Origin of the sequence: Nocardia shimofusensis NBRC 100134 (genome assembly GCF_001613125.1) — a bacterium.
Taxonomy (GTDB): domain Bacteria; phylum Actinomycetota; class Actinomycetes; order Mycobacteriales; family Mycobacteriaceae; genus Nocardia; species Nocardia shimofusensis.
Window position 1 is genome coordinate 1 of record NZ_BDBT01000003.1, and the last position, 22,380, is coordinate 22,380.

26 protein-coding genes are annotated in these 22,380 nt (G+C 69.9%); 11 read left to right on the forward strand and 15 right to left on the reverse strand.

Features of this window, described 5'->3' with window-relative positions; translation table 11 throughout:
• Positions 1 to 659 (reverse strand): TRAM domain-containing protein (locus NS3_RS03730; protein WP_157101158.1); only part of this gene is annotated, 659 nt, incomplete at its 3' end.
• A gap of 76 nt (positions 660 to 735) precedes the next feature.
• On the reverse strand, positions 736 to 2,742 hold the full coding sequence (locus NS3_RS03735; protein ID WP_067854449.1) for an APC family permease: 2,007 nt from the start codon (positions 2,740 to 2,742) through the stop codon (positions 736 to 738).
• A 219-nt stretch (positions 2,743 to 2,961) separates the two neighbouring features.
• Here NS3_RS03735 and NS3_RS03740 point away from each other — a divergent pair, with 219 nt between their 5' ends.
• Together NS3_RS03740 and NS3_RS03745 are read left to right on the forward strand one after the other, a co-directional pair.
• Positions 2,962 to 3,627, forward strand: a complete 666-nt coding sequence (locus tag NS3_RS03740) for a potassium channel family protein (RefSeq protein WP_067853626.1) — start codon at positions 2,962 to 2,964, stop codon at positions 3,625 to 3,627.
• A gap of 2 nt (positions 3,628 to 3,629) precedes the next feature.
• On the forward strand, positions 3,630 to 4,301 hold the full coding sequence (locus NS3_RS03745) for a potassium channel family protein (protein ID WP_067853628.1): 672 nt from the start codon (positions 3,630 to 3,632) through the stop codon (positions 4,299 to 4,301).
• A 34-nt stretch (positions 4,302 to 4,335) separates the two neighbouring features.
• On the opposite strand, the gene NS3_RS03750 is transcribed toward NS3_RS03745, so the two are convergent.
• From NS3_RS03750 to NS3_RS03760, 3 genes are all read right to left on the reverse strand, one after another.
• Positions 4,336 to 4,971 carry a sigma-70 family RNA polymerase sigma factor gene (locus NS3_RS03750; protein WP_084495017.1) on the reverse strand — a complete coding sequence of 212 codons (636 nt, stop codon included), beginning with the start codon at positions 4,969 to 4,971 and terminating at the stop codon, positions 4,336 to 4,338.
• Between the two features lie 183 nt (positions 4,972 to 5,154).
• Positions 5,155 to 5,874, reverse strand: coding sequence for a DUF3159 domain-containing protein (locus NS3_RS03755; protein WP_169811589.1), 720 nt, complete (start codon positions 5,872 to 5,874; stop codon positions 5,155 to 5,157).
• A gap of 5 nt (positions 5,875 to 5,879) precedes the next feature.
• Positions 5,880 to 6,257 carry an OB-fold nucleic acid binding domain-containing protein gene (locus NS3_RS03760; protein ID WP_067853631.1) on the reverse strand — a complete coding sequence of 126 codons (378 nt, stop codon included), beginning with the start codon at positions 6,255 to 6,257 and terminating at the stop codon, positions 5,880 to 5,882.
• 74 nt (positions 6,258 to 6,331) lie between these two features.
• Between NS3_RS03760 and NS3_RS03765 the strand changes: the two genes are divergently transcribed.
• A complete protein-coding gene (locus tag NS3_RS03765) occupies positions 6,332 to 7,123 on the forward strand; it encodes an alpha/beta fold hydrolase (RefSeq protein WP_067853634.1) in 792 nt (263 codons plus the stop codon).
• A gap of 86 nt (positions 7,124 to 7,209) precedes the next feature.
• Here NS3_RS03765 and NS3_RS03770 read toward each other — a convergent pair whose 3' ends face one another.
• Complete coding sequence (locus tag NS3_RS03770; RefSeq protein WP_067853637.1) at positions 7,210 to 8,103, reverse strand: DUF3710 domain-containing protein; 894 nt, start codon at positions 8,101 to 8,103, stop codon at positions 7,210 to 7,212.
• Position 8,104: 1 nt separating this feature from the next.
• Positions 8,105 to 8,602, reverse strand: a complete 498-nt coding sequence (gene dut / locus NS3_RS03775; RefSeq protein ID WP_067853640.1) for a dUTP diphosphatase — start codon at positions 8,600 to 8,602, stop codon at positions 8,105 to 8,107.
• A gap of 62 nt (positions 8,603 to 8,664) precedes the next feature.
• Between dut and NS3_RS03780 the strand changes: the two genes are divergently transcribed.
• Positions 8,665 to 9,177 carry a DUF3093 domain-containing protein gene (locus NS3_RS03780; RefSeq protein WP_169811590.1) on the forward strand — a complete coding sequence of 171 codons (513 nt, stop codon included), beginning with the start codon at positions 8,665 to 8,667 and terminating at the stop codon, positions 9,175 to 9,177.
• A gap of 56 nt (positions 9,178 to 9,233) precedes the next feature.
• Here NS3_RS03780 and NS3_RS03785 read toward each other — a convergent pair whose 3' ends face one another.
• Entirely contained in the window at positions 9,234 to 9,536 is a 303-nt protein-coding gene (locus tag NS3_RS03785; protein WP_040797238.1) for a DUF4193 domain-containing protein, read from the reverse strand.
• Between the two features lie 382 nt (positions 9,537 to 9,918).
• Here NS3_RS03785 and cei point away from each other — a divergent pair, with 382 nt between their 5' ends.
• The gene (gene cei, locus NS3_RS03790) at positions 9,919 to 10,596 is read left to right on the forward strand and encodes an envelope integrity protein Cei (RefSeq protein ID WP_067854461.1); all 678 of its coding nucleotides are present in this window, start codon (positions 9,919 to 9,921) and stop codon (positions 10,594 to 10,596) included.
• Between the two features lie 72 nt (positions 10,597 to 10,668).
• Here the strand turns inward: cei and NS3_RS03795 are convergent, their stop codons facing one another.
• Entirely contained in the window at positions 10,669 to 11,571 is a 903-nt protein-coding gene (locus NS3_RS03795) for an inositol monophosphatase family protein (RefSeq protein ID WP_281204749.1), read from the reverse strand.
• Positions 11,572 to 11,731: 160 nt separating this feature from the next.
• Here NS3_RS03795 and ppgK point away from each other — a divergent pair, with 160 nt between their 5' ends.
• The 3 genes from ppgK to NS3_RS03810 all read left to right on the forward strand — a co-directional run bounded on the left by ppgK (position 11,732) and on the right by NS3_RS03810 (position 15,454).
• Positions 11,732 to 12,490 (forward strand): polyphosphate--glucose phosphotransferase, encoded by a 759-nt coding sequence (ppgK, locus tag NS3_RS03800; RefSeq protein ID WP_067853643.1) that lies wholly within the window; start codon positions 11,732 to 11,734, stop codon positions 12,488 to 12,490.
• Positions 12,491 to 12,697: 207 nt separating this feature from the next.
• Entirely contained in the window at positions 12,698 to 14,074 is a 1,377-nt protein-coding gene (locus NS3_RS03805) for an RNA polymerase sigma factor (RefSeq protein ID WP_067853646.1), read from the forward strand.
• A gap of 282 nt (positions 14,075 to 14,356) precedes the next feature.
• Positions 14,357 to 15,454 carry an MHYT domain-containing protein gene (locus NS3_RS03810; protein ID WP_067853649.1) on the forward strand — a complete coding sequence of 366 codons (1,098 nt, stop codon included), beginning with the start codon at positions 14,357 to 14,359 and terminating at the stop codon, positions 15,452 to 15,454.
• 55 nt (positions 15,455 to 15,509) lie between these two features.
• Here the strand turns inward: NS3_RS03810 and NS3_RS03815 are convergent, their stop codons facing one another.
• Positions 15,510 to 15,902: a DUF952 domain-containing protein gene (locus NS3_RS03815; RefSeq protein WP_067854468.1), complete on the reverse strand. Its 393-nt coding sequence runs from the start codon at positions 15,900 to 15,902 to the stop codon at positions 15,510 to 15,512.
• Positions 15,903 to 16,024: 122 nt separating this feature from the next.
• Here NS3_RS03815 and NS3_RS03820 point away from each other — a divergent pair, with 122 nt between their 5' ends.
• On the forward strand, positions 16,025 to 16,705 hold the full coding sequence (locus NS3_RS03820; RefSeq protein WP_067853652.1) for a DUF2202 domain-containing protein: 681 nt from the start codon (positions 16,025 to 16,027) through the stop codon (positions 16,703 to 16,705).
• A gap of 55 nt (positions 16,706 to 16,760) precedes the next feature.
• Here NS3_RS03820 and NS3_RS03825 read toward each other — a convergent pair whose 3' ends face one another.
• The 5 genes from NS3_RS03825 to NS3_RS03840 all read right to left on the reverse strand — a co-directional run bounded on the left by NS3_RS03825 (position 16,761) and on the right by NS3_RS03840 (position 20,873).
• The gene (locus tag NS3_RS03825; RefSeq protein ID WP_067853655.1) at positions 16,761 to 17,876 is read right to left on the reverse strand and encodes a sensor histidine kinase; all 1,116 of its coding nucleotides are present in this window, start codon (positions 17,874 to 17,876) and stop codon (positions 16,761 to 16,763) included.
• Entirely contained in the window at positions 17,873 to 18,571 is a 699-nt protein-coding gene (locus NS3_RS03830; protein WP_067853658.1) for a response regulator transcription factor, read from the reverse strand. The genes NS3_RS03825 and NS3_RS03830 overlap by 4 nt, the downstream gene beginning before the upstream one ends.
• Positions 18,572 to 18,662: 91 nt before the next feature.
• The gene (locus NS3_RS03835; protein ID WP_067853660.1) at positions 18,663 to 19,136 is read right to left on the reverse strand and encodes a rhodanese-like domain-containing protein; all 474 of its coding nucleotides are present in this window, start codon (positions 19,134 to 19,136) and stop codon (positions 18,663 to 18,665) included.
• Between the two features lie 92 nt (positions 19,137 to 19,228).
• On the reverse strand, positions 19,229 to 19,399 hold the full coding sequence (locus NS3_RS29405) for a DUF8730 family Cys-rich protein (protein WP_169811591.1): 171 nt from the start codon (positions 19,397 to 19,399) through the stop codon (positions 19,229 to 19,231).
• Between the two features lie 94 nt (positions 19,400 to 19,493).
• On the reverse strand, positions 19,494 to 20,873 hold the full coding sequence (locus NS3_RS03840; RefSeq protein WP_067853663.1) for an MBL fold metallo-hydrolase: 1,380 nt from the start codon (positions 20,871 to 20,873) through the stop codon (positions 19,494 to 19,496).
• A gap of 133 nt (positions 20,874 to 21,006) precedes the next feature.
• Between NS3_RS03840 and NS3_RS03845 the strand changes: the two genes are divergently transcribed.
• Both NS3_RS03845 and NS3_RS03850 read left to right on the forward strand, forming a co-directional pair.
• A complete protein-coding gene (locus tag NS3_RS03845) occupies positions 21,007 to 21,336 on the forward strand; it encodes a rhodanese-like domain-containing protein (protein ID WP_067853667.1) in 330 nt (109 codons plus the stop codon).
• Between the two features lie 2 nt (positions 21,337 to 21,338).
• Positions 21,339 to 22,217 carry a sulfite exporter TauE/SafE family protein gene (locus tag NS3_RS03850; RefSeq protein WP_067853670.1) on the forward strand — a complete coding sequence of 293 codons (879 nt, stop codon included), beginning with the start codon at positions 21,339 to 21,341 and terminating at the stop codon, positions 22,215 to 22,217.
• Positions 22,218 to 22,380: the final 163 nt, after the last annotated feature.

Here is a 22,380-nt window from a genome sequence, read left to right on the forward strand (position 1 = left end):
GGGCCGCGGCGCCCGCCGCCTCGGCCGGACCGTCCGCGGTGCGGCGGTGCGGCGGGAGCGAGTTCGACGATGTGGCGCAGACCGTCGCCGTCGAGCGCGACGACCAGATCCGCCCCCGGTGTCCACTGCTGTTCGGCGATGCCTGTCAGCATGCCCGGCACCGGTTGCGGGCAACGCAGATCGGGGATCACCGCATCGCTGCGGTAGCGGTGGATGCCGGCCCGGCCGGACGCGTCGACGGGCAGTCGCACCCGTGTGCGCCAGCCACCGGTGGCCTCGGCGAAGCGCTCCGAGATCGGCTCCACGGTCACCTCGCGATCGAGTCCGCCGATACGGCGCAGCAGCTCACCGACGACCGAGGCCTTCAGTGCGCGCTGCGCCGCGGGAGTGGCGTACGCGAAGTCGCAACAGCCCGCGCCGCCGGGGCCGGAGACCGGGCACGTGCTGGGCACCCGGTCGGCGGAGGCCTCCAGGATCTCGATCGCGTCCGCACGACAGAACCCGCCGCCTGCGTCCTCGGTGACCCGAGCGAGCACCGACTCCCCCGGCAGTCCGTGCCGGACGAAGACCACCCGGCCCTCGTGCCTGCCGACGCAGAACCCGCCGTGTCCGGGCGGTCCGAGCCGGATCTCGAAGGTCTCGCCCAGCCAGTCGCTCACCTGATCACTACCGTTCGTGTCGTCCCCGCCGTTCCCTGGACAACTGCCCTCCCCCGGGTCGCCGCCGTTGCCCACTTCACTGTTGATCCCTGCCTTGCCGCTGATCCCCGTAGCCGCGCCGGACCGATCCCGGCGCATTGATCATCCCTGGCTGTTTGGCGGAGGCAGACGAACTGAGCTGCCACGGCACGCTGGTCACCATGACGCCCGGCTCGAACAGCAGCCTGCCCTTGAGCCGCAGCGCGCTCTGGTTGTGCAGCACCTGCTCCCACCAGCGCCCCACCACGTATTCGGGGATGAAGACCGTCACCACGGTGCGTGGGGAATCGCGGCGAACCCGCTTGACGTAATCGAGCACCGGCTTGGTGACCTCGCGATACGGCGACTCGATCACCTTGAGCGGCACCGTGACCTCGCTGCGCTCCCATTCACGCACCAGCGCCCTGGTGTCCTCGTCGTCGACGTTGACGGTGATCGCCTCCAGCATGTCGGGGCGGGCGGCGCGCGCGTAGACCAGCGCCCGCCGGGTCGGCAGGTGCAACTTGGAGACCAGCACGATCGCGTGCGACCGGCTGGGCAGCACGGGGTCCCATTCGTATTCGTCGAGTTCCTTGGCGACCGCGTCGTAGTGGCGCCGGATCATCTTCATCACCACGAAGACCACGACCATCAGCAGGATCGCGATCCAGGCGCCGGCGAAGAACTTCGTCACCAGCACGATGATCAGCACCGCGCCGGTGGCGGTCAGGCCGACGGCGTTGACCACCCGCGAACGCTTCATCCGGGCGCGATGCGACGGATCGGTCTCGGTGCGCAGGTGTCGCGTCCAGTGGCGGAGCATGCCCGTCTGGCTCAACACGAACGAGACGAACACCCCGACGATGTAGAGCTGGATCAACTTGGTCACCTCGGCGCCGAAGGCGACCACGAAGGCGATCGCCGCGCCGGAGAGGAACAGGATGCCGTTGCTGAACGCGAGCCGGTCGCCGCGGGTGTGCAACTGGCGCGGCAGATAGCGGTCCTGGGCGAGAATCGAGCCGAGCACCGGGAAGCCGTTGAACGCGGTGTTGGCGGCCAGCACCAGGATGAGCGCGGTGACGATGGTGACGAAGAAGAATCCGATGGGGAAGCCGTCGAACACCGTGCCGGCGAGCTGGGCGATGAGCGTCTTCTGGTGGTAGTCCTCGGGCGCTCCGGTCAGATGGTCGACGTCGTGGGCGTAGACCACGCCGATCTTCTGCGCCAGTATCAGCATGCCCATCAGCAGTGTTATCGCGAGGACCCCCAGCAGCAGCAGCGTGGTCGCGGCATTGCGGGACTTCGGTTTGCGGAAGGCGGGAACGCCGTTGCTGATCGCCTCGACACCGGTGAGCGCGGCGCAGCCGGAGGAGAACGAGCGTGCGATCAGGAACACGAAAGCCATCCCGTAGAGATGCTCCTCCTCGGCATCCAACCCGAACCCGGCGGACTCGGCACGCAGCGGTTCGCCGAGCACGTAGGTCTGGATCAGCCCCCAGCCGAGCATCAGGAACATGCCGAACATGAAGGCGTAGGTGGGAATCGCGAACATGGTGCCGGATTCGCGTACGCCGCGCAGATTGAGCGCGGTCAGGATCGCGATGGCCACCACCGCGAACAGCACCTTGTGGGTGTTGACGAACGGGATCGCCGAGCCGATGTTGGCGGCCGCCGACGAGATGGACACCGCCACGGTGAGCACGTAGTCGACCAGCAGCGCGCTGCCCACCGTGAGTCCCGCGGTCGGGCCGATATTGGTGGTCGCCACCTCGTAGTCGCCGCCGCCGGAGGGGTAGGCGTGCACATTCTGCCGATAGCTGGCGACCACGATCGCCATCACGAACGCGACCGCCAGGCCCACCCAGGGCGCGTAGAGATAGGCCGACACGCCAGCGACGGACAGCATGAGGAGGATCTCCTCGGGCGCGTATGCCACCGAGGACAACGCGTCGGAGGCGAAGACCGGCAGCGCGATGCGCTTCGGCAGCAAAGTGTTCCCCAGCGAGTCGCTGCGAAAGGGCCTGCCCAGCAGCATGCGCTTGGCTGCTGTCGTCAACTTGGACACCGGAGCGAGCATAGATCCCCGGACGCTTGTGCGCGCCGGGGGTCGGCGAACGCGCCGCAGACCGGGTTTGGCGCTGTTCACGGTGGGGAAACCGGCCCTCGGGCAACCGGGCGGGTAGGTTGTGAGCGCACCGCCGCTCGCCCGGTCCCACGGACCGTCCCCCCGGGTGGGCAGGGCGCGTGCGGCGGCGGTGATGTCAGCAGGAACGAGGGTTGTGCGGTGTTCGTAGTTGTCATGGGGTGCGGGCGGGTCGGCTCGGCACTGGCGCGTGCCCTGGTGCGGGTCGGACACGAGGTCACCGTCATCGACCGGGACTCCAGCGCCTTCCTGCGGCTCGGCGAGGATTTCGCCGGTCAGCGCGTGGTCGGCGTCGGCTTCGATCGCGACGTGCTGACCCGGGCGGGACTCGGGCGCGCGGACGCCTTCGCGGCGGTCTCCTCCGGTGACAACTCCAACATCATCTCCGCGCGGGTCGCGCGGGAGACCTTCGGTGTCGAGCGGGTCGTGGCCCGTATCTACGACGCCAAGCGCGCGGCCGTCTACGAACGCCTCGGCATCCCCACCATCGCCACCGTGCCGTGGACCACCGACCGGTTCCTGCGCACGATCATCGGCGACACCGGCACCACCACCTGGCGCGAACCCACCGGCACGGTCGCGGTCACCCAGCTCGCACTGCACGAGGACTGGTTCGGCCGCACCGTGCAGGATCTGGAGCGGGCGGTCCGCGGCCGGGTGTCGTTCGTGCTGAGATTCGGGCAGGCGCTGCTGCCCGAGAGCAAGACCATCGTGCAGGCCGATGACATCGTGTATGTGGCGGTGCCCTCCGGCCAGGTCGGCGAGGCCGTCGCGGTGGCGGGCGAGCCCCCTGTGAAAGAGGACTGATCATGAAGGTGGCCATCGCGGGCGCGGGCGCTGTCGGGCGTTCGATCGCCAGGGAACTGTTGCGCGGCGGGCATCGGGTGATGCTGCTGGAACGCCAACTCGACCACATCGACCACCAGGCCATCCCGGACGCGGTGTGGGTGCACGCCGACGCCTGCGAACTCGCGCTGCTCGAGGACGCCGAGCTGGAGACCTACGAGGTGGTCATCGCGGCGACCGGCGACGACAAGGTGAATCTGGTGCACAGCCTGCTGGCCAAGACCGAGTTCGGCGTACGCCGGGTGGTGGCGCGGGTCAACGATCCGCGCAACGAGTGGCTGTTCGATTCGGCGTGGGGCGTGGACGTGGCCGTGTCGACCCCACGGCTGCTCGCCTCGCTGGTGGAGGAAGCGGTCTCGGTGGGCGATCTGGTGCGCCTGATGACGCTGCGCCAGGGTCAGGCCAACCTGGTGGAGATCACTCTGCCCAGCGACACCGCGCTCGCGGGCAAGCCGGTACGGGCGCTCACCTTGCCGCGCGACGCCGCGCTGGTGACGATCCTGCGCGGCGGCCGGGTCATCGTGCCGCAGGCCGACGACCCGTTCGAGGGCGAGGACGAGTTGTTGTTCGTGACCTCGGTGGAGGCCGAGGAGGATCTGCGCGTGGCGCTGGCCGACCACGGCATCAGGCCGTAACACCCCGATACGTCTGCTGCCCGGTCGGTTCCCGTCATGCGGCGGTCTCGAACTGCGCGCGCAGCTTGTTGAGCGCGCGGTGCTGCATGACCCGGACGACACCGGGGCTGGTGCCGATGGCCTCGGCTGTCTGAGCGGCCGACCAGCCGAGCACGATGCGCATGACCAGCACCTCCCGATGGGCGGGCGCGAGCACCTTCATCAGTTCCCTGGTGGCGGCGCGGCGCTCCAGGGCCAGCGCCCACTCCTCCGGGCCCGCCTCGGTGGTCGGGGTGTCGGGCACTTCGGCCACCGGGTAGGTCGGGTGCACCTGCGAGCGACGGAAGGCGTCGGCGACCTTGTTGGCGGCGATGCCGTAGACGAACGCCAGGAAGGACTTGCCCTGGTCCTGGTAGCGCGGCATCGCCTTGACCGTCGCCATCAGCACCTCCTGCACCACATCGTCGGCGGTGACCTGCAGATGCGCGGTGTTGCCCAGCTTGGCGCCGCAGTAACGACGCACCAGCGGGTGGATCGCGCGCAGGATGTCGGAGATCGCGCGCTGATCACCGGCGGCGGCCGGGCCGATCAGCTTCTCCACCTCGGCGGCCACCCGGCGGCTCTCGGTGAGTGCGGGCCCCGCGGGGGCGTGGGTGCGGTTCCTGGTGCGGGTCTGCTTCTCGATTGCCATCGGTGCGGTCCAATCTCGGGAGATCGTTCACGTTTTTCGTGTCGATAACGATCGTCCGTCGAACAGGACCCGGCGACCAGATACCCCAGGGTGGGTACCTGCCCACCTCTGCGGGTGTCTTCGCGCACCCCCGCCCATCGAAGCCGCTGCGGCAACGCGAGATTCGATAGGCCGCGGCTGGGGCTACGCGCCGGAGTGCACCGGCAGATGGCCTGCCCGGCGCACCGCCCAGATGGTGACGCCGAACGCGACCGCCGTCAGCGGCCAGCCCATGCCGATCCGGGCGGCGGCCAGCCAGCCCGTCTGGTCGGAGTCGTAGAGTTCGGACTGCACCAGGTACCTGGCGCCGAACACCAGCGCCCAGATGGCGGTCGCGACATCGTAGAGACGCACCAGGCGACGGTCGGAGCGCCACACCGAGCCGTGGCCGTTGAGCGCACCCCAGATCACCCCGACCAGCGGTCTGCGCACCAGGATGGACAGCACGAACCCGGCCGCGTAGACCAGGCTGGTGTAGATGCCGAACAGGAAGTAGCCCTTGGCCTCACCCATCCGCCAGGCGATGAACGCGCAGATGCCGACGCCGACGAAACCGGAGATGGCGGGTTGGATCGGGCTGCGGCGGATCAGCCGCCAGATCAGAATCGCGGCGGCCGCGCCGAGCGCCGCCCAGAGCGCGGCGGTGAGCCCGAAGAAACTGTTGACCGGGACGAAGACCACGACCGGGACCGTCGAGTAGATCAGGCCGCTGAAACCGCCCATCTGCTCGAGCAGAGTCTGCTCGGTGCGCGGCACCTCGGCGGCCTCGGTGTGGGGGGACGTCTGCTGCTCGGGTGCGGTGGCTCGTACCGGTGCGTCGGCCGGCGAGCCGAAGTCGGCGCCGTTGTCGTGGCTGGATGGCATACGTGTCAGCTGTTCCCGCGCAATTCGTAGTAGGGGTTGAAGATCACCTTGCGTCCGTCGCGTTCGCCGATACGGCCGCGTACCAGCAGACGGCGTCCCGGCTCGATGCCGGGAATCCGGCGGCGGCCGATCCAGACCAAGGCGATCGCGTCGGTGCCGTCGAAGAACTCGGCCTGCACACTGGCGCCCGCCGACTTGGAACACGCTTCCACACTGCGGAGCCGCCCGAGCATGGTGACTTCCTCACCGCGACGGCAGTCCGCCACCCGGCACGCGCCCGACGCGTCGGCTGTCTCGGCGAGTTCTTCTGCGTCGAGTTGATCGATGTCCTCGGTCAACCGCCGGCTCAGACGTCGGAAGTAACTCGAGGCTGCGGATGGCATGGCAAGCACTCCTGCTCTCGGTCGTACACCCGCCACTGTAGAGCCCCGGCAGCACCCCCGCTACGCTCGACCCGATGTTCGACTCACCACACCCGGCGATCCCGCGGCAGTGCGTGCCCGCGCGCGTGGTCGCGCTGCCCGGGACCGGCTCCGATGCCGATTTCGCCCGGCGCGCGTTCGGATCCGCGGCCGCCGAGCGCGGTCTGCGATTTCGCGCTGTGGAACCCGATCCCCGGGACGTGGTGGCCGGTTACCGCGCGGCGCTGGACGAAGCCGCCGAGGACGGTCCGGTGCTGGTCGCCGGGATCTCCCTGGGCGCGGCGGTAGCCGTGGAATGGGCTGCCGCCAGATCGGAACGGGCTGCCTCCGCTGCGGCGGTGGCCGGGGTGGTGGCGGCGCTGCCCGCCTGGACCGGACCCGACACGACCGGATGTCCGGCCGCGCTGTCCGCCGCGTATACCGCTGCGCGCCTGCGGGCCGACGGGCTCGAGGCAGTGATCGAGCAGATGCGGGCCGGCAGCCCGGGCTGGCTGGGCGCGGCGCTGACCCAGTCGTGGCGTTCGCAGTGGCCGTGGCTGCCCGGGGCGCTCGAGGAGGCCGCGGCCTATGCGTGGCCCGATGCCGAGCGGCTCGCGGCGCTGAACGTGCCGGTCGCGGTGATCGCCACGACCGACGATCCGGTCCACCCGCTCGCGGTCGGCGAGCGCTGGGCGGCGTTGATCCCCGGCGCGACCCTGGACTGTCTCACCCTCGACGAGCTGGGCGCCGATCCGTCCGTGCTCGGGCACCGTGGATTCGCTGCCCTGTCACGGGTGCTGCCGCCGATCGCCGCGCCGGTCGCGTCCGAGGCGGCACCGGTCGGCTGACTTCGCCCCCGATCTCCGACCCGCTCCCATCGAAAAACCCGCTCCGATGCCTCCCGGGGCCGGAGCGGGTTCGGAAGTGCCGACAGTCAGTTCAGCCCGAGCTGCTGCATGGCCGAGCCGCCGGTTCCGCGCCGGGGCTCCTGCGGCACCGGCTGCGGAGTCGGCACCGGCTGCGGCTGCTGCGGGGCGGCCTGCTGCTGTTGCGCCTGTACCTGCGCCTGATGGGCGGCGGCGAGCTGCTCGGCCAGCTGCGCGGGCAGCACCACCGGCAAGGGATCGCGCACGGGCAGCGGATCGGTCCCACGGCGCACCACGGTCTCGGCCATGATCGCGCGCGCGGCGGCGACCAGCGGCAGACCTTCCGCCGCGGCGCCCGACGGGCCCGCCGCGACCAAGCGCACCATCCAGCGGTAGCCGTCGACGCCGATGAACCGCAGGTCCGCGGTCGCGGTCTCGGCGTGCAGTTCCCGGCCCCACGGGCCGGTCTCCACCGAGACCCGCGCGCCGTCCTTGCGCAGTGATTCGGCCAGGTCGGCGGCCACTGTGCGCCACTGGCCGGGCGACTTCGGCGCCGCGTAGGCCGCGACGGTGATCCGTCCGTGCTCGGTGGCCAGGTGCACCGCTTGCGGCGCGCCATCGGGGGTCATCTCCACCTGCAGCTGACCACCGGGCGGGACCGGCAGGATCACCGAGCCGAGATCGAGGCGCTGATCGGTGACGTTCTCGAGCAGTTCGGCGACATCGTCGTAGTCATAGGGGCCGGTGCGCTGTTCGCCCGGTCCGGCCGCGGCGGGGGCGCCGTCGTACCCGGCGTCGTAGCCCACGTCCTCGTAGTCCTCCGCGTAGCCGGACTCGTAGTCGTCGTACCCGTCGTCGGTGTACCCGTCGTCGCCGTATGCGTCGTCGCTGTACTCGTCGTCGCCGTACTCGACGTCGCCGTATCTGTCGCTGTCACGCTTCTTCTTACCGAAAAGTCCCATGTCACCCCTCCTGACCGGCGCGCGCCATGTGCTGCGCGCCCGGCGTCAAGCTCGCATGTCCACCGCTGGAGCCGTAACCACCGGCGCCACGTGTCGTGTCGTCGAGCTCGTCGACCTCGACGAAATCCACCAGTTCCACGCGCTGGACGAGCAACTGCGCGATCCGGTCGCCCCGGCGCAGCTCGATCGGCTCGCGGGGATCGTGATTGATCAGGCAGACCTTGATCTCCCCGCGATAGCCGGCGTCGACGGTGCCCGGAGTGTTCACCACCGACAGGCCGGTCTTGGCGGCCAGCCCGGAACGCGGATGGATCAGCCCCACGGTGCCGACCGGCAGGGCCACGGCGATGCCGGTGCCCACCAGCGCACGCTCCCCCGGCGCCAGCACGACGTCCTGGGTGGTGCACAGATCCACCCCGGCATCACCGGGATGGGCGCGGGAAGGTACCGGGATACCCGGATCCAGTCGCCGCAGCGGTATCGCTGAAAGTGCGCTCACATCGGACGAGCCTACGCGCACCTGGGCGGCGCGCAGCGGTGACGGTGACTTACTGTGGAAATGTGTCGGACCAGCCCAACCCGTCGTCGACCGAGCCTCGCGACAGCACCGTGACCGCCTACCGAGAGCGCCTCTGGGTGCCCTGGTGGTGGTGGCCGATCGGCTTCGGTGTCACCGCGCTGCTGGCCGCCGAGATCCAGATGGCCACGGGCGGTTCCTACGGCTGGCTGCCCTACGTGTTGCTGTTCCCGGTGCCGGTGTGGGTGCTCGTGTGGTTGAGCAGGCACAAGGTGCAGGTGAACCCGGATGCGTCGGGAACGCCGGAACTGCACGTGGGTCGGGCCCACCTGCCGGTGAACTTCGTCGCGCGCGCCGCGATCGTGGCGCCCAGCGCGAAGAGCGCGGCGCTGGGCCGTCAACTCGACCCGGCCGCCTATGTCCAGCACCGCCCCTGGGTGGGGCCGATGGTGCTGCTCGTCCTCGACGATCCGGACGATCCGACGCCCTACTGGCTCGTCAGTACACGTGAACCAGAACAGGTTCTGGCCGCGCTCGGACTACCGAGCGCGGGATGAGAATCTCCCGCTCGGCCCTGGCCGGAGGCCGGCCGGACCGGCGATGACGCCGGCGATCAGGCGGCGCAATCCATGCAGATCAGCTGACCGCCCGCCTCGCTGGCCAGCCTGCTGCGGTGATGCACCAGGAAGCAGCTGGAACAGGTGAACTCGTCGGCCTGTTTGGGAACCACTCGGACCGAAAGAACTTCCTCGGACAGGTCTGCGCCGGGAAGCTCGAACGACTCCGCGGTATCGGATTCGTCGATATCCACGACGGCGGACTGTGCCTCGTTGCGACGAGCCTTCAGCTCCTCCAGCGAATCCTCCGACACATCGTCGGACTCGGTACGCCTCGGTGCGTCATAGTCGGTTGCCATGTCGTCTTCCCCTCGTCCTTACTCCGTATATCCCGGACCGGCAGCGCCCACGCGGCGATTCCTACCCGGAACCGAACGTGAACCCGCACCGCCCCGCCGGTGGTGCACATCACAAGTGCTCCGCCTCGCGCATCAGGACGGATCCGGCGGACCCTTACCCGATTGCGCTCGGTAAACGCAGGACATGCCCTACTTGTTCCCGCGACCGACCACCGAATTGTCCGCCGATGTTTCGATCTGGGCCGCCAGACAATAGCGGACCCGTAGACAAAAGTCGCAATCAAAACTCACCGTTGGCGAAACCGATCGGGAATCGACACCGAGTCGGCGACGCATCGAGACCAACCGCCGCCTCCGGTCACACTTTTCGTAGAGTGTGCTGGTGGTTTCACTGATCACCGAAGGCAGCGCGACCGATCCTCAGGGTCGCCTCTATCCTCGGCGTCGCCCGCGCGCGTGGCTCATCATGCTCGGCGTCCTCGCACTGATCTGCTCGATCGTCTGGATCAAGGCGCTGACCACCGAGAACACCGACACCACGGCGATGGCGTGCAACTCGCCGAGCCCGGCCACCGAGCCGGGCGCGGAAGCCGCGCCCGCGCTGGGGCAGCGGGTCGGCGCGTCACGGCTGCAGGACGTCGAACCCGCGGCGCTCGCCCAGTCCAGGGTGCGCGTGCTCAATGCCAACAATCAGCGCGGCCAAGCCGCGCACGTGGCCTCCCGCCTCGGCGATCTGGGCTTCGCGAGTACCCCGGACACTCAATACGGTAACGATCCGATCTACACCAACGGCGACCTGGAATGCACCGGCCAGATCCGCTTCGGAGTGAACGGCAGGCCGGCCGCCGCCTCGGTGCAGCTGGTCGCGCCGTGTGCGGAACTGATCGAGGATCAGCGCGAGGACGACACCGTCGACCTGGTGCTCGGCTCGCTGTTCCGGGACGTGCAGCCCAACAACGACGCCGAAGAGGTGTTGCGCTCGCTCAAGAACCCGGCCCCGGGCGACAGCCCGAAGATCGACATCGACCTGCTGGCGGCCGCCCGCACCGCGCACTGCTGACCAAGCGCCCCTGCCCGCGAGGCCGCGCTCCGATCGGAGCGCGGCCTCGGCGTCTGTCCGGGGCCGTTCGGTCTACTCGTCCGGGATCGGCTCCGTCGCGCCCGCCGCCGCCAACAGTGCCGCGAGGTCGTCGGCGATACCCGGGGCCGCGGCGACCACCAGATCGCCCTGTGCACCGGTGTGCGAGGCGGGCGGCAGAGTGAGCAGTGCGCCCGCCTCGGCGGCGATCAGGGCGCCCGCACCCCAGTCCCACGGATTGAGCCCGTGCTCGAAGTAGGCGTCCACGCGACCGGCGGCCACGTGGCACAGATCGAGCGCGGCCGCGCCGAACCTGCGGATGTCGCGGATCTCCGGTAGTACCCGGCCGATGATCTCGGCCTGGCGGGTCCGTCTGCCGCGCCCATAGGCGAAGCCGGTCGCGACCAGCGCGAGATCCAGCTCGGCGGCCGGTGAGCAGGTCAAGTGTTCGACCGCACCGTCGGTGGATGCCGCGGTCGCGCCCGCGCCCAGACCGGCGCTGTAGGTCACCCCGTGCGCTACGTCGACCACCGCGCCCGCCACCGAGCGACCGCCGCGCATGGCCGCGACCGAGACGGCGTAGCCGGGCACGCCGTAGAGGAAGTTCACCGTCCCGTCGATGGGGTCGACCACCCAGGCGACCGCGTCGTCGGCGCCGAGGCTGCTGCCGCCGCCTTCCTCGCCGAGGATCGCCTCGCCGGGGCGCTGCGCGGCGAGCAGTTCGCGGATCAGCTCCTCGGACTCGGTGTCGACCACGGTCACCGGATCGGTCGCGTGCGACTTGGTCCGGACCGAGTCCGATCCCTCGCCGGTTCCCGGGCCGAACACCTCCGGGCGGCGAGCACGGACATGCGCGGCGGCGCGTTCGGCGAGTTCGACCGCGGTGCGGCGCAGGTCCGCCACGGTCTCGGGAGATTCGGCGACGGCGTGGGTTGCTGATCTTGTCGAGTGCGGCACGCCTCCATCGCTACCACAGATCCCGGCCGCGAGGCGGCGCGCGGACCGCTGCCGGGCGCCGCCGAGGCACGCATTGCCCGTGCGGTAGGACATCCGGCGGCCCGATCGGACATAATCGCCTGTCATCACAGGAGTCGGCTACGCAGAACGAGGGGTTGTCATGTCCGCTCGGGGGCACGCATTCGGTATCGATATCGGCGGCAGCGGCGTGAAGGGCGCTGCGGTCGACTTGGCCACCGGCGAGCTGGTCCACGAACGGATCAAGATCGCCACGCCACGCCCGGCGACCCCTGACGCCGTCGCGGACACCACCGCCCGGCTCGTGGCCGAGGCGGGCTGGGACGGACCGGTGGGGATCACCATGCCCGCGGTGGTTCTCGGCGGCGTCACCCGCACCGCCGCCAACATCGACAAGAGCTGGATCGGCACGGACGCGCGGACACTGTTCTCCACCGCGCTCGGCGGGCGCGAGGTGACCGTGCTCAACGACGCCGACGCAGCCGGGCTCGCCGAGGACCGTTACGGCGCGGCGGCGGAATACAGCGGTCTGGTCCTGCTGCTCACCTTCGGCACGGGCATCGGCTCGGCCCTGCTCTACAACGGCACCCTGGTGCCCAACTCGGAGCTGGGTCATCTCGAGATCGGCGGCATGGAGGCCGAGCATCGGGCCGCCGCCTCGGTGAAGGACCGGCGCGGACTCGGCTACGAACAGTGGGCCACCGAGGTCTCCACCGTGCTCTCCGGCCTCGAGGATCTGTTCTGGCCGAACGTGATCGTCGCGGGCGGCGGCATCAGCCGCGACGCCGACCGGTGGATTCCCTTGCTCACCAACCGGACTCCGGTGGTCGCGGCGCGCCTGCGCAACACCGCGGGAATCGTGGGCGCGGCGATGGCCGTGGAGACACACCTGGTGCCGTGACCTGCGCGCACAACACCGCTCCGGCGAGGACCGGCGCGCGGGAACGCGGCATCGTGCCATGAGTACCCTGGTCGGATAGTTACAATGGAACATGCCCGGCGGAGAGCCGGAGCCCGACCGGCCCTCCGCCGGTGAAACCCGACAGACCGCTCCGCCGGAACACAACTCTGGCGTGACGCCGCACGAGACCGTCACGAAAGGGCGTACGTGGTAGCCACGACCCGTCAGACCGCCGGTTCGGCCGACGCCGACTCCGAAGAATCCACCGCAGCTCGGCCGGTCCGCAAGGCTGCCGCCAAGAAGGCACCGGCCAAGAAGGCCGCTGCCAAGAAGGCGCCCGCCAAGAAGGCCGCGAACGCGGGGAAGGCCGCTGCCAAGAAGGCGCCTGCGAAGAAGGCCACCACCAAGAAGGCCGGTGCCGACGGTGAGCCCGGCGCCGACGAGCCGATCGACGACGAAGCCATCGACCTCGCCGATCTCGACGACATCGAGGTGGACGAGACCGACCTCGCCGAGGACGGCGAATTGGTCGAGGCCACCGAGGAGGCGGCCGAGGAAGAAGCCGACGAGCCCACCCCCGCCGACAAGGCCTCCGGCGACTTCGTCTGGGACGAGGAGGAATCCGAGGCCCTGCGCCAGGCCCGCAAGGACGCCGAGCTCACCGCCTCGGCGGACTCGGTGCGCGCCTACCTCAAGCAAATCGGCAAGGTCGCGCTGCTCAACGCCGAGGAGGAGGTCGAACTCGCCAAGCGCATCGAGGCAGGCCTCTACGCGGCGGAGAAGATGCGCGAGTTCGCCGAGACCGGCGAGAAGCTGCCGGTCGCGATGCGCCGCGACTTCAACTGGATCGTGCGCGACGGCAACCGCGCCAAGAACCACCTGCTCGAGGCCAACCTGCGACTGGTCGTCTCGCTGGCCAAGCGCTACACCGGTCGCGGCATGGCGTTCCTGGACCTCATCCAGGAAGGCAACCTCGGTCTGATCCGCGCGGTCGAGAAGTTCGACTACACCAAGGGCTACAAGTTCTCGACGTACGCCACCTGGTGGATCCGCCAGGCGATCACCCGCGCGATGGCCGACCAGGCCCGCACCATCCGTATCCCGGTGCACATGGTCGAGGTCATCAACAAGCTCGGTCGCATCCAGCGCGAGTTGCTCCAGGACCTCGGCCGTGAGCCGACTCCGGAGGAGCTGGCCAAGGAAATGGACATCACCCCGGAGAAGGTCCTCGAGATCCAGCAGTACGCGCGCGAGCCCATCTCGCTGGATCAGACCATCGGTGACGAGGGCGACAGCCAGCTCGGCGATTTCATCGAGGACTCCGAGGCCGTCGTCGCGGTCGACGCGGTGAGCTTCACCCTGCTGCAGGATCAGCTGCAGTCGGTGCTCGAGACGCTGTCCGAGCGTGAGGCGGGCGTGGTGCGGCTGCGTTTCGGCCTCACCGACGGCCAGCCGCGGACCCTGGACGAGATCGGTCAGGTCTACGGCGTGACCCGCGAGCGCATCCGGCAGATCGAATCCAAGACGATGAGCAAGCTGCGGCACCCCAGCCGCTCCCAGGTGCTGCGGGACTACTTGGACTAGCACTCGGGACAAGTTCTCGGCAACGCTACGGCGCCCGGCGGTCACCACCGCCGGGCGTCATCTCTTCCCTGGTTCGCCCGACTCTTCCCGGCGCTACGCGCGGCGGCCGGTGCCGACCGGGCGAACCCACGCGCCGAAACCGCCGAGCACCCGCTCAAAACGTGATCGAGACCACTTGTTGTTGCCACACTTTCGCTGTCCGGTCCACGCTCGCCTGACGTACAGTCTGTCGCAATCATTCGTCATCGCCGGGGGTCTCGGCCCGGCTCTGGGGTTTTACACGTGCTCGACATTCACCACTTCAGTTACGGCTGGTTGACACCCCTGCTGGCCTACGTCATGTCCTTCACCGGGTCGTTGCTGGGACTGCAGTGCGCCATGCGGGCGCGCTCGGGCACCAGCAGACCGATCTGGCTCACCCTGTCCGCACTGTCGATCGGCGGGGCAGGAATCTGGGTCATGCACTTCATCGCCATGCTCGGCTTCTCGATCCAGGGAGCCGAGGTCCGCTACGACGTGCCGCTCACCTTGCTCAGCGCGGTGTGCGCGATCACACTCAGCGGACTCGGGCTGTTCCTGGTGGTGCGCCCGCGACCGTCGGTGGCGATGGTGGCCGGTGGCGGCGCGGTGACCGGAATCGGCATCGCCGCCATGCATTACGTGGGGATGGCCGCGCTGCGAACCGACGCGGCGATCGAGTACCAGCCGTTGCTGGTGGTGCTGTCGGTGCTGATCGCGATCGCGGCGGCCGGCGGCGCGCTGTGGTTCGCGGTGCGCGTGGAGGGACTGCTGAGCACAGTCGGCGCGGCGGCGATCATGGCGCTGGCCACCTCCGGTATGCATTACACCGGGATGGCGAGCCTAGAGGCGCAGTCCGGACACCGGCACGGCCCGCCCGAAGGCGCGGGCGCGATGCAGTTGCTGGTGCCGTTGATCGTCGGGATCAGCATCGTCACCATGCTCCTGCTCATCACGGTGAGCCTGACCTCGATCGAGCGGGCCGTCGACCTGCCGCCACTGGAACCGGTTCAGGTGCGTCCCGCCGCGGACGATTTCGCCACCGGTCCGCTGCCCGTCGTCCGTGCGGGCCAGCACGCCCGACCGTCGGCCGTTCCGGAATCCCGTGCGGTGACATCCTCGCGCCCGGCTGCCGCGCCCGCGGCTGCGGCGCCGCCCGCGGGATATCGTCTGCCGCCCGCGCATCGGACGCCGGAGCCCGTCGCGCCGGCGGCGCCCGAGCCCGCGCCGCGGCGGCAGGAGCCCAACCAGAGCCGGCCGAACCGGGGGAAGTCCGCGCCCCAACCGGTCGCCGCCGCCCAGACATCCGGGACGCAGTATTGGCCGACGACCGACGACATCCGGCGGCGCGGCAAATCCTGAGCATCGCCGCGGCGATCGTCACGCATACCGCGCTGTCCGGCCGGCCGCCGCTGCCTCAGCGGCGGCCGGGATCGTCCTCGGCGAGCGCGGCGAACACCCCGTCGGGACCGGGACCGAAGTCCGTCACGGCGGTCACCGCTTCCAGTGGCAGCGGGCCGTAGAGGTGTGGGAAGAGCATCCCGTCGGGATCGCCGGGCACGCCGGGCTCCCAGCGGATCGGGGCTCCGACGCGGCGGGCGTCGACGTGCAGCAGGATCAGGTCGCGGCGGCCGCGGAACAGACGGTTCGCAGGCAGGTGGACCTGCGCCGGGGACGACAGATGCACGAACCCCGACTCGGCGAGCGACGGTGGCCGGTACTGCCCCGCATGCGACGCGGCCGACCAGTCGTCGCGGGTGCAGAGGTGAACGAGCAGCTGGGTGTCCGCGCGCACGGATTCGTCTCCCATCGGGCCGGGGGTACGGGCGCCCGGAGCCACCGGGAGCATCACACAAGCTTCACACAGGAGCCTGGGGGCTCTTCACCGGTCACGTCTTGACTCGGTGGGGAGAGAAAGGTGGTGCCGGTGACATGATCAGCTGGCGGAAGAAGACGGCCGCGCTCGCGGCGGGAGCGACGCTCGGTGTCGCGGGAGTCGTCACGGCTGTCGCGGTGGCGCAGGACCTCGTGCCGACGCAGCAGTCGGACGAGGGCGCCGCGGGAGTTCTGTCCGCGCGGGAACTGTCCGATCTGCGGACGATGCGGGAGGAGGAGCGGATGGCGCACGATCTGTACCACCGGTTCGCGCAGCAATGGGGGGCGAGAGTCTTCGAGCGCGTCTCCGCGAGCGAACAGCGCCACTACGAGGCCGTCGGCGCGCTGCTCGCGCGGTATGGGATCGAGGACCCCTCGGCCGGGTCGCCTGCCGGAACGTACACCGTGCCGGAGGTCCAAGGCGATTACGACAGATGGCTCGCACGCGGCCTGAACTCCGTCGAGGAGGCGTACGCGGTCGGAGCCGAACTCGAGACCGCCGATATCGCCGATCTGACCGCCGCGACGGAAGCGAGTGACGAGGAGGCGATCGACAGCGTGTACGGGAAGCTGCGCACCGGCTCCGAACACCATCTGCGCGCCTTCGAGGCGGCCGCGAACGGGGAGCTGCCGAGCGGCGGGCACGGCCGAGGGATGGGGCAGGGCAACGGTCCTGGGCAGGACGGCGGCCACGGCGAGCCGCACAAGTCCGGCCGAGGAGCGCACCACCCCGCATAGCCTCCGGCATCCTGGATGCCCGTCCCGCGCCACAGCGCAGGGACTCGATCGTCGGCTACTCGCCTGGCAACGGCAGTCGCAGGGTGAAGCGCGCTCCCCGGCCGCGACCGGGCGAGTCGGCCGACAACTCGCCGCCGTGAGCGCGCGCGATGTCGCGGCTGATGGTCAGGCCGATGCCGGAGCCGAGATCGTGCTCGCCACGGCGCCGGGAGGGAACTCGATAGAAGCGCTCGAAGATCCGCTCCACCTCGTCCGAATCCAGCCCCTCGCCGGTGTCGGTGACGGTGACGACGGCCGCGTCCCTGGTCGAGGTCAGATCCACTTGTACGCCGCCGGTCTCGGTCGCGGCGAGGGCGTTGCCGAGCAGATTGGTCAGCACCTGTGTGATTCGGTCGGCATCGGCCCACACCACGATCGGCCGGGGCGGCGGCCGCACCGACACGCTCAGCCCGGCGTCGTCGAACTGCGGGCGCAGCCTGGCCGCCACCTGTGTGGCGAGCGCGCCCAGATCGACGTCGGTCACGAGCAGATCCAGCCGGCCCTCCTCCGCCCGTGACAGGGTGGACAGGTCGTCGGCGAGCCTGCGCAATCTGCCCACTTCGGTGTCGATCCTGACCAGTTCGGAGGTCGGGAAGACGCCGTCGAGGACGCCTTCGGCGTAGCCGTCGATCACCGTCAACGGGGTGCGCATCTCGTGGGCGACCTCCGACAGCAGCCGCACTCGCCTGGCTTCGGTGTCGCCGAGGCGGATGGCCAGATCATTGATGTCGGCGGCGAGCGCGGCGAGTTCGGCCTCCGGTGGCACGGGTATGCGGTGCCGGTAGTCGCCGGTGGCGATCGCGCGGGTCCCCGACCGCAGCGACCGCAGCGATCGCAGGAGTCGCCACGACGACAACAGGCCCAGTGCGGTGGCCGCGACGACTCCGGCGAGCACCCCGAGCAGCAATGCCGTCGTCACGGCCTCGGCGACCACCTCGCGCAAGGGGGCGAACCCGTTCCCACGGTTGCGACCGCCATACGGCCCGGCGGCGCGTTCTTCGAACAACACCGGTGCCGCGGCCCGGACGACGGCGAAGGTGACCAGGATTGCCACCACGGCGACCAGGAGATGGGAGAGGAACAGCCGCGTCGTCAGACTCGGGATCGGGTATCGGCGCCATCCCGGATTCATCGGTCCGCTCCGGCCGGAGCCACGAATTTGTAGCCGACACCGCGGACGGTGCCGATGAAGCGCGGCGCGCCGGCGTCGTCGCCCAGCGTCCGGCGGATGCTGCGGATGTGCACGTCCACGACCCGTTCGTCACCGAAGAAGTCGCCGCCCCACACCTTTTCGAGCAGTTGCCGGCGTGAGTACACCCGGCCCGGCGCCCGGGCCAGCGCCAGGAGCAGGTCGAACTCGAGAGCCGACAGTTGCACCGGCGTACCGTCGACCGTCACCTCTCTGGTGTCGGGGTCGACAGTCAGGCCGGAGGCCGCCACCCGCGAGGTCGCAAGGCCGGTGTCCCGGGCGCGGCGCAGCACGGCGCGAACGCGAGCGGCGACCTCGCGCGGCGCGAACGGTTTGGTGATGTAGTCGTCGGCGCCCGCCGCCAGTCCCACCAGCTTGTCGGCCTCCTCGGAGCGAGCGGTCACCAGCACGACGTAGACGTCGGAGAATCCGCGGATCCGGCGCAGCACCTCGAGCCCGTCGAAGTCGGGCAGCCGGATGTCGAGCAGCACCAGGTCGGGGCGAAAGGACCGCGCGAGCGCTACCGCGTGCGAGCCTGTCGCTGCTTCGGCGACGCGGTAGCCGTCGGCCTCGAGATAGCCACGCAGAACGCGGCGGATGTGCGGTTCGTCGTCGACGACGAGAACGCTGCGAGGCACGGTCTCCCCCTTTCGATCCGGCGGGCCGGTCCGACCGGCGGTCCGTGGCGGCGAAGTGCCGGGCAGCGAAGTGTCGGGCAGCGACGCAGCGTCAGTCGACGTGTTCGACCGGCAGGCCCAGGGTGATCCAGTCGTGCAGGCCGCCACGGTAATACGCGAGCGCGGCGGCGGGGTGGCCTGCCTCGATCAGCTCCCGGATGGCCGTCGGCGACTGCGGGCACTGGGGGCCGTTGCAGAACACCACGGTCGTGCCCGCCGGGTCCAGTTCGCCGCGGCGCTCGACGATCTCGCCGTGTGGGACGTTGAGCGCCCCGGGCAGGCTCACGCCGCCGCGCGAGTCGGGGACTCGGGTGTCGACCAACCGGGCGCCTGCGCGGACCAGCTCGATGACCTCCAATTCTCCGACCGTGGGAACCCCGGCGGCGCACTGCAGCGGTTGCAGCTCCCCCCAGGTGGTCTCGACCGTCACCAGGTCGGCTTCGCCCTCGACCGGGCGGGGAACGTTCTGCGGGTCTCCGGTCCGGGTGCGAGGCGCCCGGGACATCGGTGCGTTGTCGTTCGCCATGGCACCGAGCGTAGCTCCGGTCGGCCGAAGAACCGGGGAATCACCGAGCGCCCGCCTACGTACGCGCAGACGGGCGTCGGCGCCGAACGCGGTCAGCGGAAGAGCGAACGCAGCGTCGTGGCCTGGCCCCGGGAGGGGGCGGCCTTCTGTTCGCAGCTGCACCGCTGCGCGGCGGGCACGGAACGCATGACGGCGTCGACGTGCTGTCCGCAGCCGCCCCAGCCGGTCTTTCCGCACTTCGGGCATGCGACGGGATAACACATGGGATTCTCCTCTAATCGGGTGACGACGATAGGTCCAGCCGCGGGTCGGCGCCCGCGGCGGCTTTCTTGCTCAGCTGCCCGCTGTGGGGCTCGGTTACGCGGGGACGTGCGCCTCCGCCCAGGCGTTGTAGCCGCCGAGCAGGTCGGAGACGTTCTCGAAACCCTGGGCCCGCAGCAGCGAGGCCGCCACGCTCGAGCGCCATCCACCCGCGCAATGCACGACGATCGGCTTGCCGGTGGGCACATGCTCGAGGCGAGTCCGCAGCTGCGCCAAGGGGATCGGCACAGCACCCGGAATGACGCCGAACTCGCGTTCGCCGGGATTGCGGATGTCGACCAGCGTCACCGCGTCCGCGGCCAGCAACTCGTCGAGTTGCTCGATGGAAGTGCGCGGCGCGGGCTCGACCAGGTCGGTCAGCTCGGCCGGGAACATCCCGTCGTGGTCGACATTCAGATACCCGATCGCGTTGTCGGAACCGATGCGCGCCAGCCGCATCGCCGCGTCCTGTTCCTCACCGGGATAGGTGATCAGCACGATTCGCTCACCCACCTCGGCGACCATGCCGCCGGTCTCGGCGAATCGGCCGTCGAACCCGACATTGACCGAGCCGCGCAGGTGCCCGGCGGCGAAGTCGTCCACGCTGCGCGCGTCGAGCACCCGGGTGCCCGCCACGAGCTCGGTGCGCACCTGTGCCGGGGAGATCTCCGGGATGGTGCGGGCCTGGTCGAGCAGCGGGTGGACGGTCTTGTTCAACCCGGCGTCGACGGAGAAGTACGCGGGGGCGGCGGGCTGGCCTTCGGTGACCAACGCCACGAACTGTTGCTCGGTCATCGGCTGCACCGCCGGATTGGTCATCCGCTGCTCCCCGATCGTCGAGGTCAGCTCGGCCGACAGATTCTTGCCGCACGAGGAACCCGCGCCGTGGGCAGGCATGACGACCACCGGGTCGGGCAGAGCCAGCAACTTCTGGTGCACCGTGTGGTACATCGCCCGCGCGAGGTCCTCGGTGGACGAGTCGCCGATGTTGACCAGATCGGGCCGGCCGACGTCGCCGATGAACAGCGAGTCGCCGGTGAGCACTGCGGCCGGGGTCGCGCCCGGGTGCTCGCGCACCAGCACCGAGATCGATTCCCAGGTGTGCCCCGGAGTGGACAAGATCTCGAGATCCACCTCGCCGAGGGACAGGTGTTCGCCGTCGCGGAGGCGACGGATCGGGTAGTCCGCCTCGGCGGCTTCGCCGAAGCCGATCCATGCCCCGGTCGCCTCGAGCAACTCCAGGTGGCCGGAGACGAAGTCCGCGTGGAAGTGCGTGTTGATGACGCCTTCGATGGTCAGGCCGTGCTTGGCCGCGTCGTCGAGGTACTCGGTGACATCCCGGCGAGGATCGACCACCACTGCCCGGCCGGTGCTCTCGTCACCGATCAGGTACGACGCGTGCGACAGGCACTCGATGTAGTACTGCTCGAGAATCATGCGTTCCTCCGTGAGCGGGCCGGATGTGTTTCCGGGGATGTGGACAGAATGCCATATACCCCCTAGGGTATGTCAAATACCCCCCTAGGTATTCCCCGGACGTTCCGTCACCCCCCCACCGAGGAGTTCTGCCATGAAGGAAATCGACACCGTGAACTTCGCCCGCGCCTGGGAATCCGGCGCCACCGTGCTGGACGTACGCGAGGACTACGAGTACGCCCAGGCGCATGTGCCGGGGACCACGTGGATTCCGCTCGGTCAGTTGCCCGACCGCCTGGCGGACGTGCCACCCGGCGAGATCGTGTACGTCGTCTGCGCCAGCGGCAATCGCAGCAAGCAGGGAGCGCGGATTCTCGAATCCGCGGGCCGCGCTGCCGTCTCGGTCGCCGGCGGAACCGCCGCGTGGTTGCGCGCGGGCCACCCCGTCGAACACGGCCTGGCGGCCGTCACCGACAGGAGCTGATCGTGATCGCGCTGACAGTCGCACTGGCGGTCCTGGTCGGCATCACGCTCGGCCTGCTCGGCGGCGGAGGGTCCATCCTGACCGTCCCGTTGCTCGCCTACGTCGCGGGAATGGACGCCAAAGAGGCCATCGCCACCTCATTGCTCGTCGTGGGCGTGACCAGCGCGGTCGGCGCGATCTCCCACGCACGGGCAGGTCGCGTCCAATGGCGCACCGGCATCCTGTTCGGTTTCGCCGGGATGGCGGGCGCCTACGCGGGTGGCCTGCTCTCGCGGTTCATCCCCGGCAGCATCCTGCTGCTCGCCTTCGCCGCGATGATGATCGCCACCGCCATCGCCATGCTGCGCGGCCGCAAGAACACGACCGGGTCCGCCGAGGCGCCGCACGCCATGCCGGTGGGCAAGATCGTGCTCGACGGCGCCGTCGTCGGCTTGGTGACCGGCCTGGTCGGCGCGGGCGGTGGATTCCTCGTGGTGCCCGCCCTGGCGCTGCTCGGCGGACTGCCCATGCCGGTGGCCGTCGGCACCTCGCTCATCGTCATCGCCATGAAGTCCATCGCCGGCCTCGGCGGGTACCTGTCCGCCGTGCAGATCGACTGGCGCCTCGCGGCGATGGTCACCGGCGCGGCCGTGGTCGGCAGTCTGATCGGCGGCCGGCTGACCGCCGTGGTCGATCCGGAGGCACTGCGCAAGGGCTTCGGCTGGTTCGTCCTGGCCATGTCCTCGGTCATCCTGGCCCAGGAACTCCACCCGGCGGTCGGCGCGGCCACGGCAGCGCTCACGCTCGCGGCCGCGAGCGCCACCTACGCCTGCGGGCGCAGCGAGCACTGCCCACTGCGACGACTCCCCCGGCGACCCGAGGCGGCGGTCCCCGCCGTCTGAGCCGAGGGGCGATGGGACGACATCGGCGACCCACCACCGACAGCGACGGAGGCTGCCGACAACGAAGATGACGAAACGTGCGTGTGAGTGTCACAGCGCACGGGTAGTCTCCAATCAGACCAACTGGACAGGCGTCAATCACGGGGTGATCGAGGGTGTTTCG

What these genes read in the sequence shown, in the direction of transcription:
- NS3_RS03745 (WP_067853628.1), top strand. Translation starts at nt 3,630, where the DNA reads ATGAAGGTGGCCATCGCGGGCGCGGGCGCTGTCGGGCGTTCGATCGCC.
- NS3_RS03750 (WP_084495017.1), bottom strand. Translation starts at nt 4,971, where the DNA reads ATGGCAATCGAGAAGCAGACCCGCACCAGGAACCGCACCCACGCCCCC.
- NS3_RS03755 (WP_169811589.1), bottom strand. Translation starts at nt 5,874, where the DNA reads ATGCCATCCAGCCACGACAACGGCGCCGACTTCGGCTCGCCGGCCGAC.
- NS3_RS03760 (WP_067853631.1), bottom strand. Translation starts at nt 6,257, where the DNA reads ATGCCATCCGCAGCCTCGAGTTACTTCCGACGTCTGAGCCGGCGGTTG.
- NS3_RS03765 (WP_067853634.1), top strand. Translation starts at nt 6,332, where the DNA reads ATGTTCGACTCACCACACCCGGCGATCCCGCGGCAGTGCGTGCCCGCG.
- NS3_RS03770 (WP_067853637.1), bottom strand. Translation starts at nt 8,103, where the DNA reads ATGGGACTTTTCGGTAAGAAGAAGCGTGACAGCGACAGATACGGCGAC.
- NS3_RS03785 (WP_040797238.1), bottom strand. Translation starts at nt 9,536, where the DNA reads ATGGCAACCGACTATGACGCACCGAGGCGTACCGAGTCCGACGATGTG.
- ppgK (WP_067853643.1), top strand. Translation starts at nt 11,732, where the DNA reads ATGTCCGCTCGGGGGCACGCATTCGGTATCGATATCGGCGGCAGCGGC.
- NS3_RS03815 (WP_067854468.1), bottom strand. Translation starts at nt 15,902, where the DNA reads ATGGGAGACGAATCCGTGCGCGCGGACACCCAGCTGCTCGTTCACCTC.
- NS3_RS03820 (WP_067853652.1), top strand. Translation starts at nt 16,025, where the DNA reads ATGATCAGCTGGCGGAAGAAGACGGCCGCGCTCGCGGCGGGAGCGACG.
- NS3_RS03825 (WP_067853655.1), bottom strand. Translation starts at nt 17,876, where the DNA reads ATGAATCCGGGATGGCGCCGATACCCGATCCCGAGTCTGACGACGCGG.
- NS3_RS03835 (WP_067853660.1), bottom strand. Translation starts at nt 19,136, where the DNA reads ATGGCGAACGACAACGCACCGATGTCCCGGGCGCCTCGCACCCGGACC.
- NS3_RS29405 (WP_169811591.1), bottom strand. Translation starts at nt 19,399, where the DNA reads ATGTGTTATCCCGTCGCATGCCCGAAGTGCGGAAAGACCGGCTGGGGC.
- NS3_RS03840 (WP_067853663.1), bottom strand. Translation starts at nt 20,873, where the DNA reads ATGATTCTCGAGCAGTACTACATCGAGTGCCTGTCGCACGCGTCGTAC.
- NS3_RS03845 (WP_067853667.1), top strand. Translation starts at nt 21,007, where the DNA reads ATGAAGGAAATCGACACCGTGAACTTCGCCCGCGCCTGGGAATCCGGC.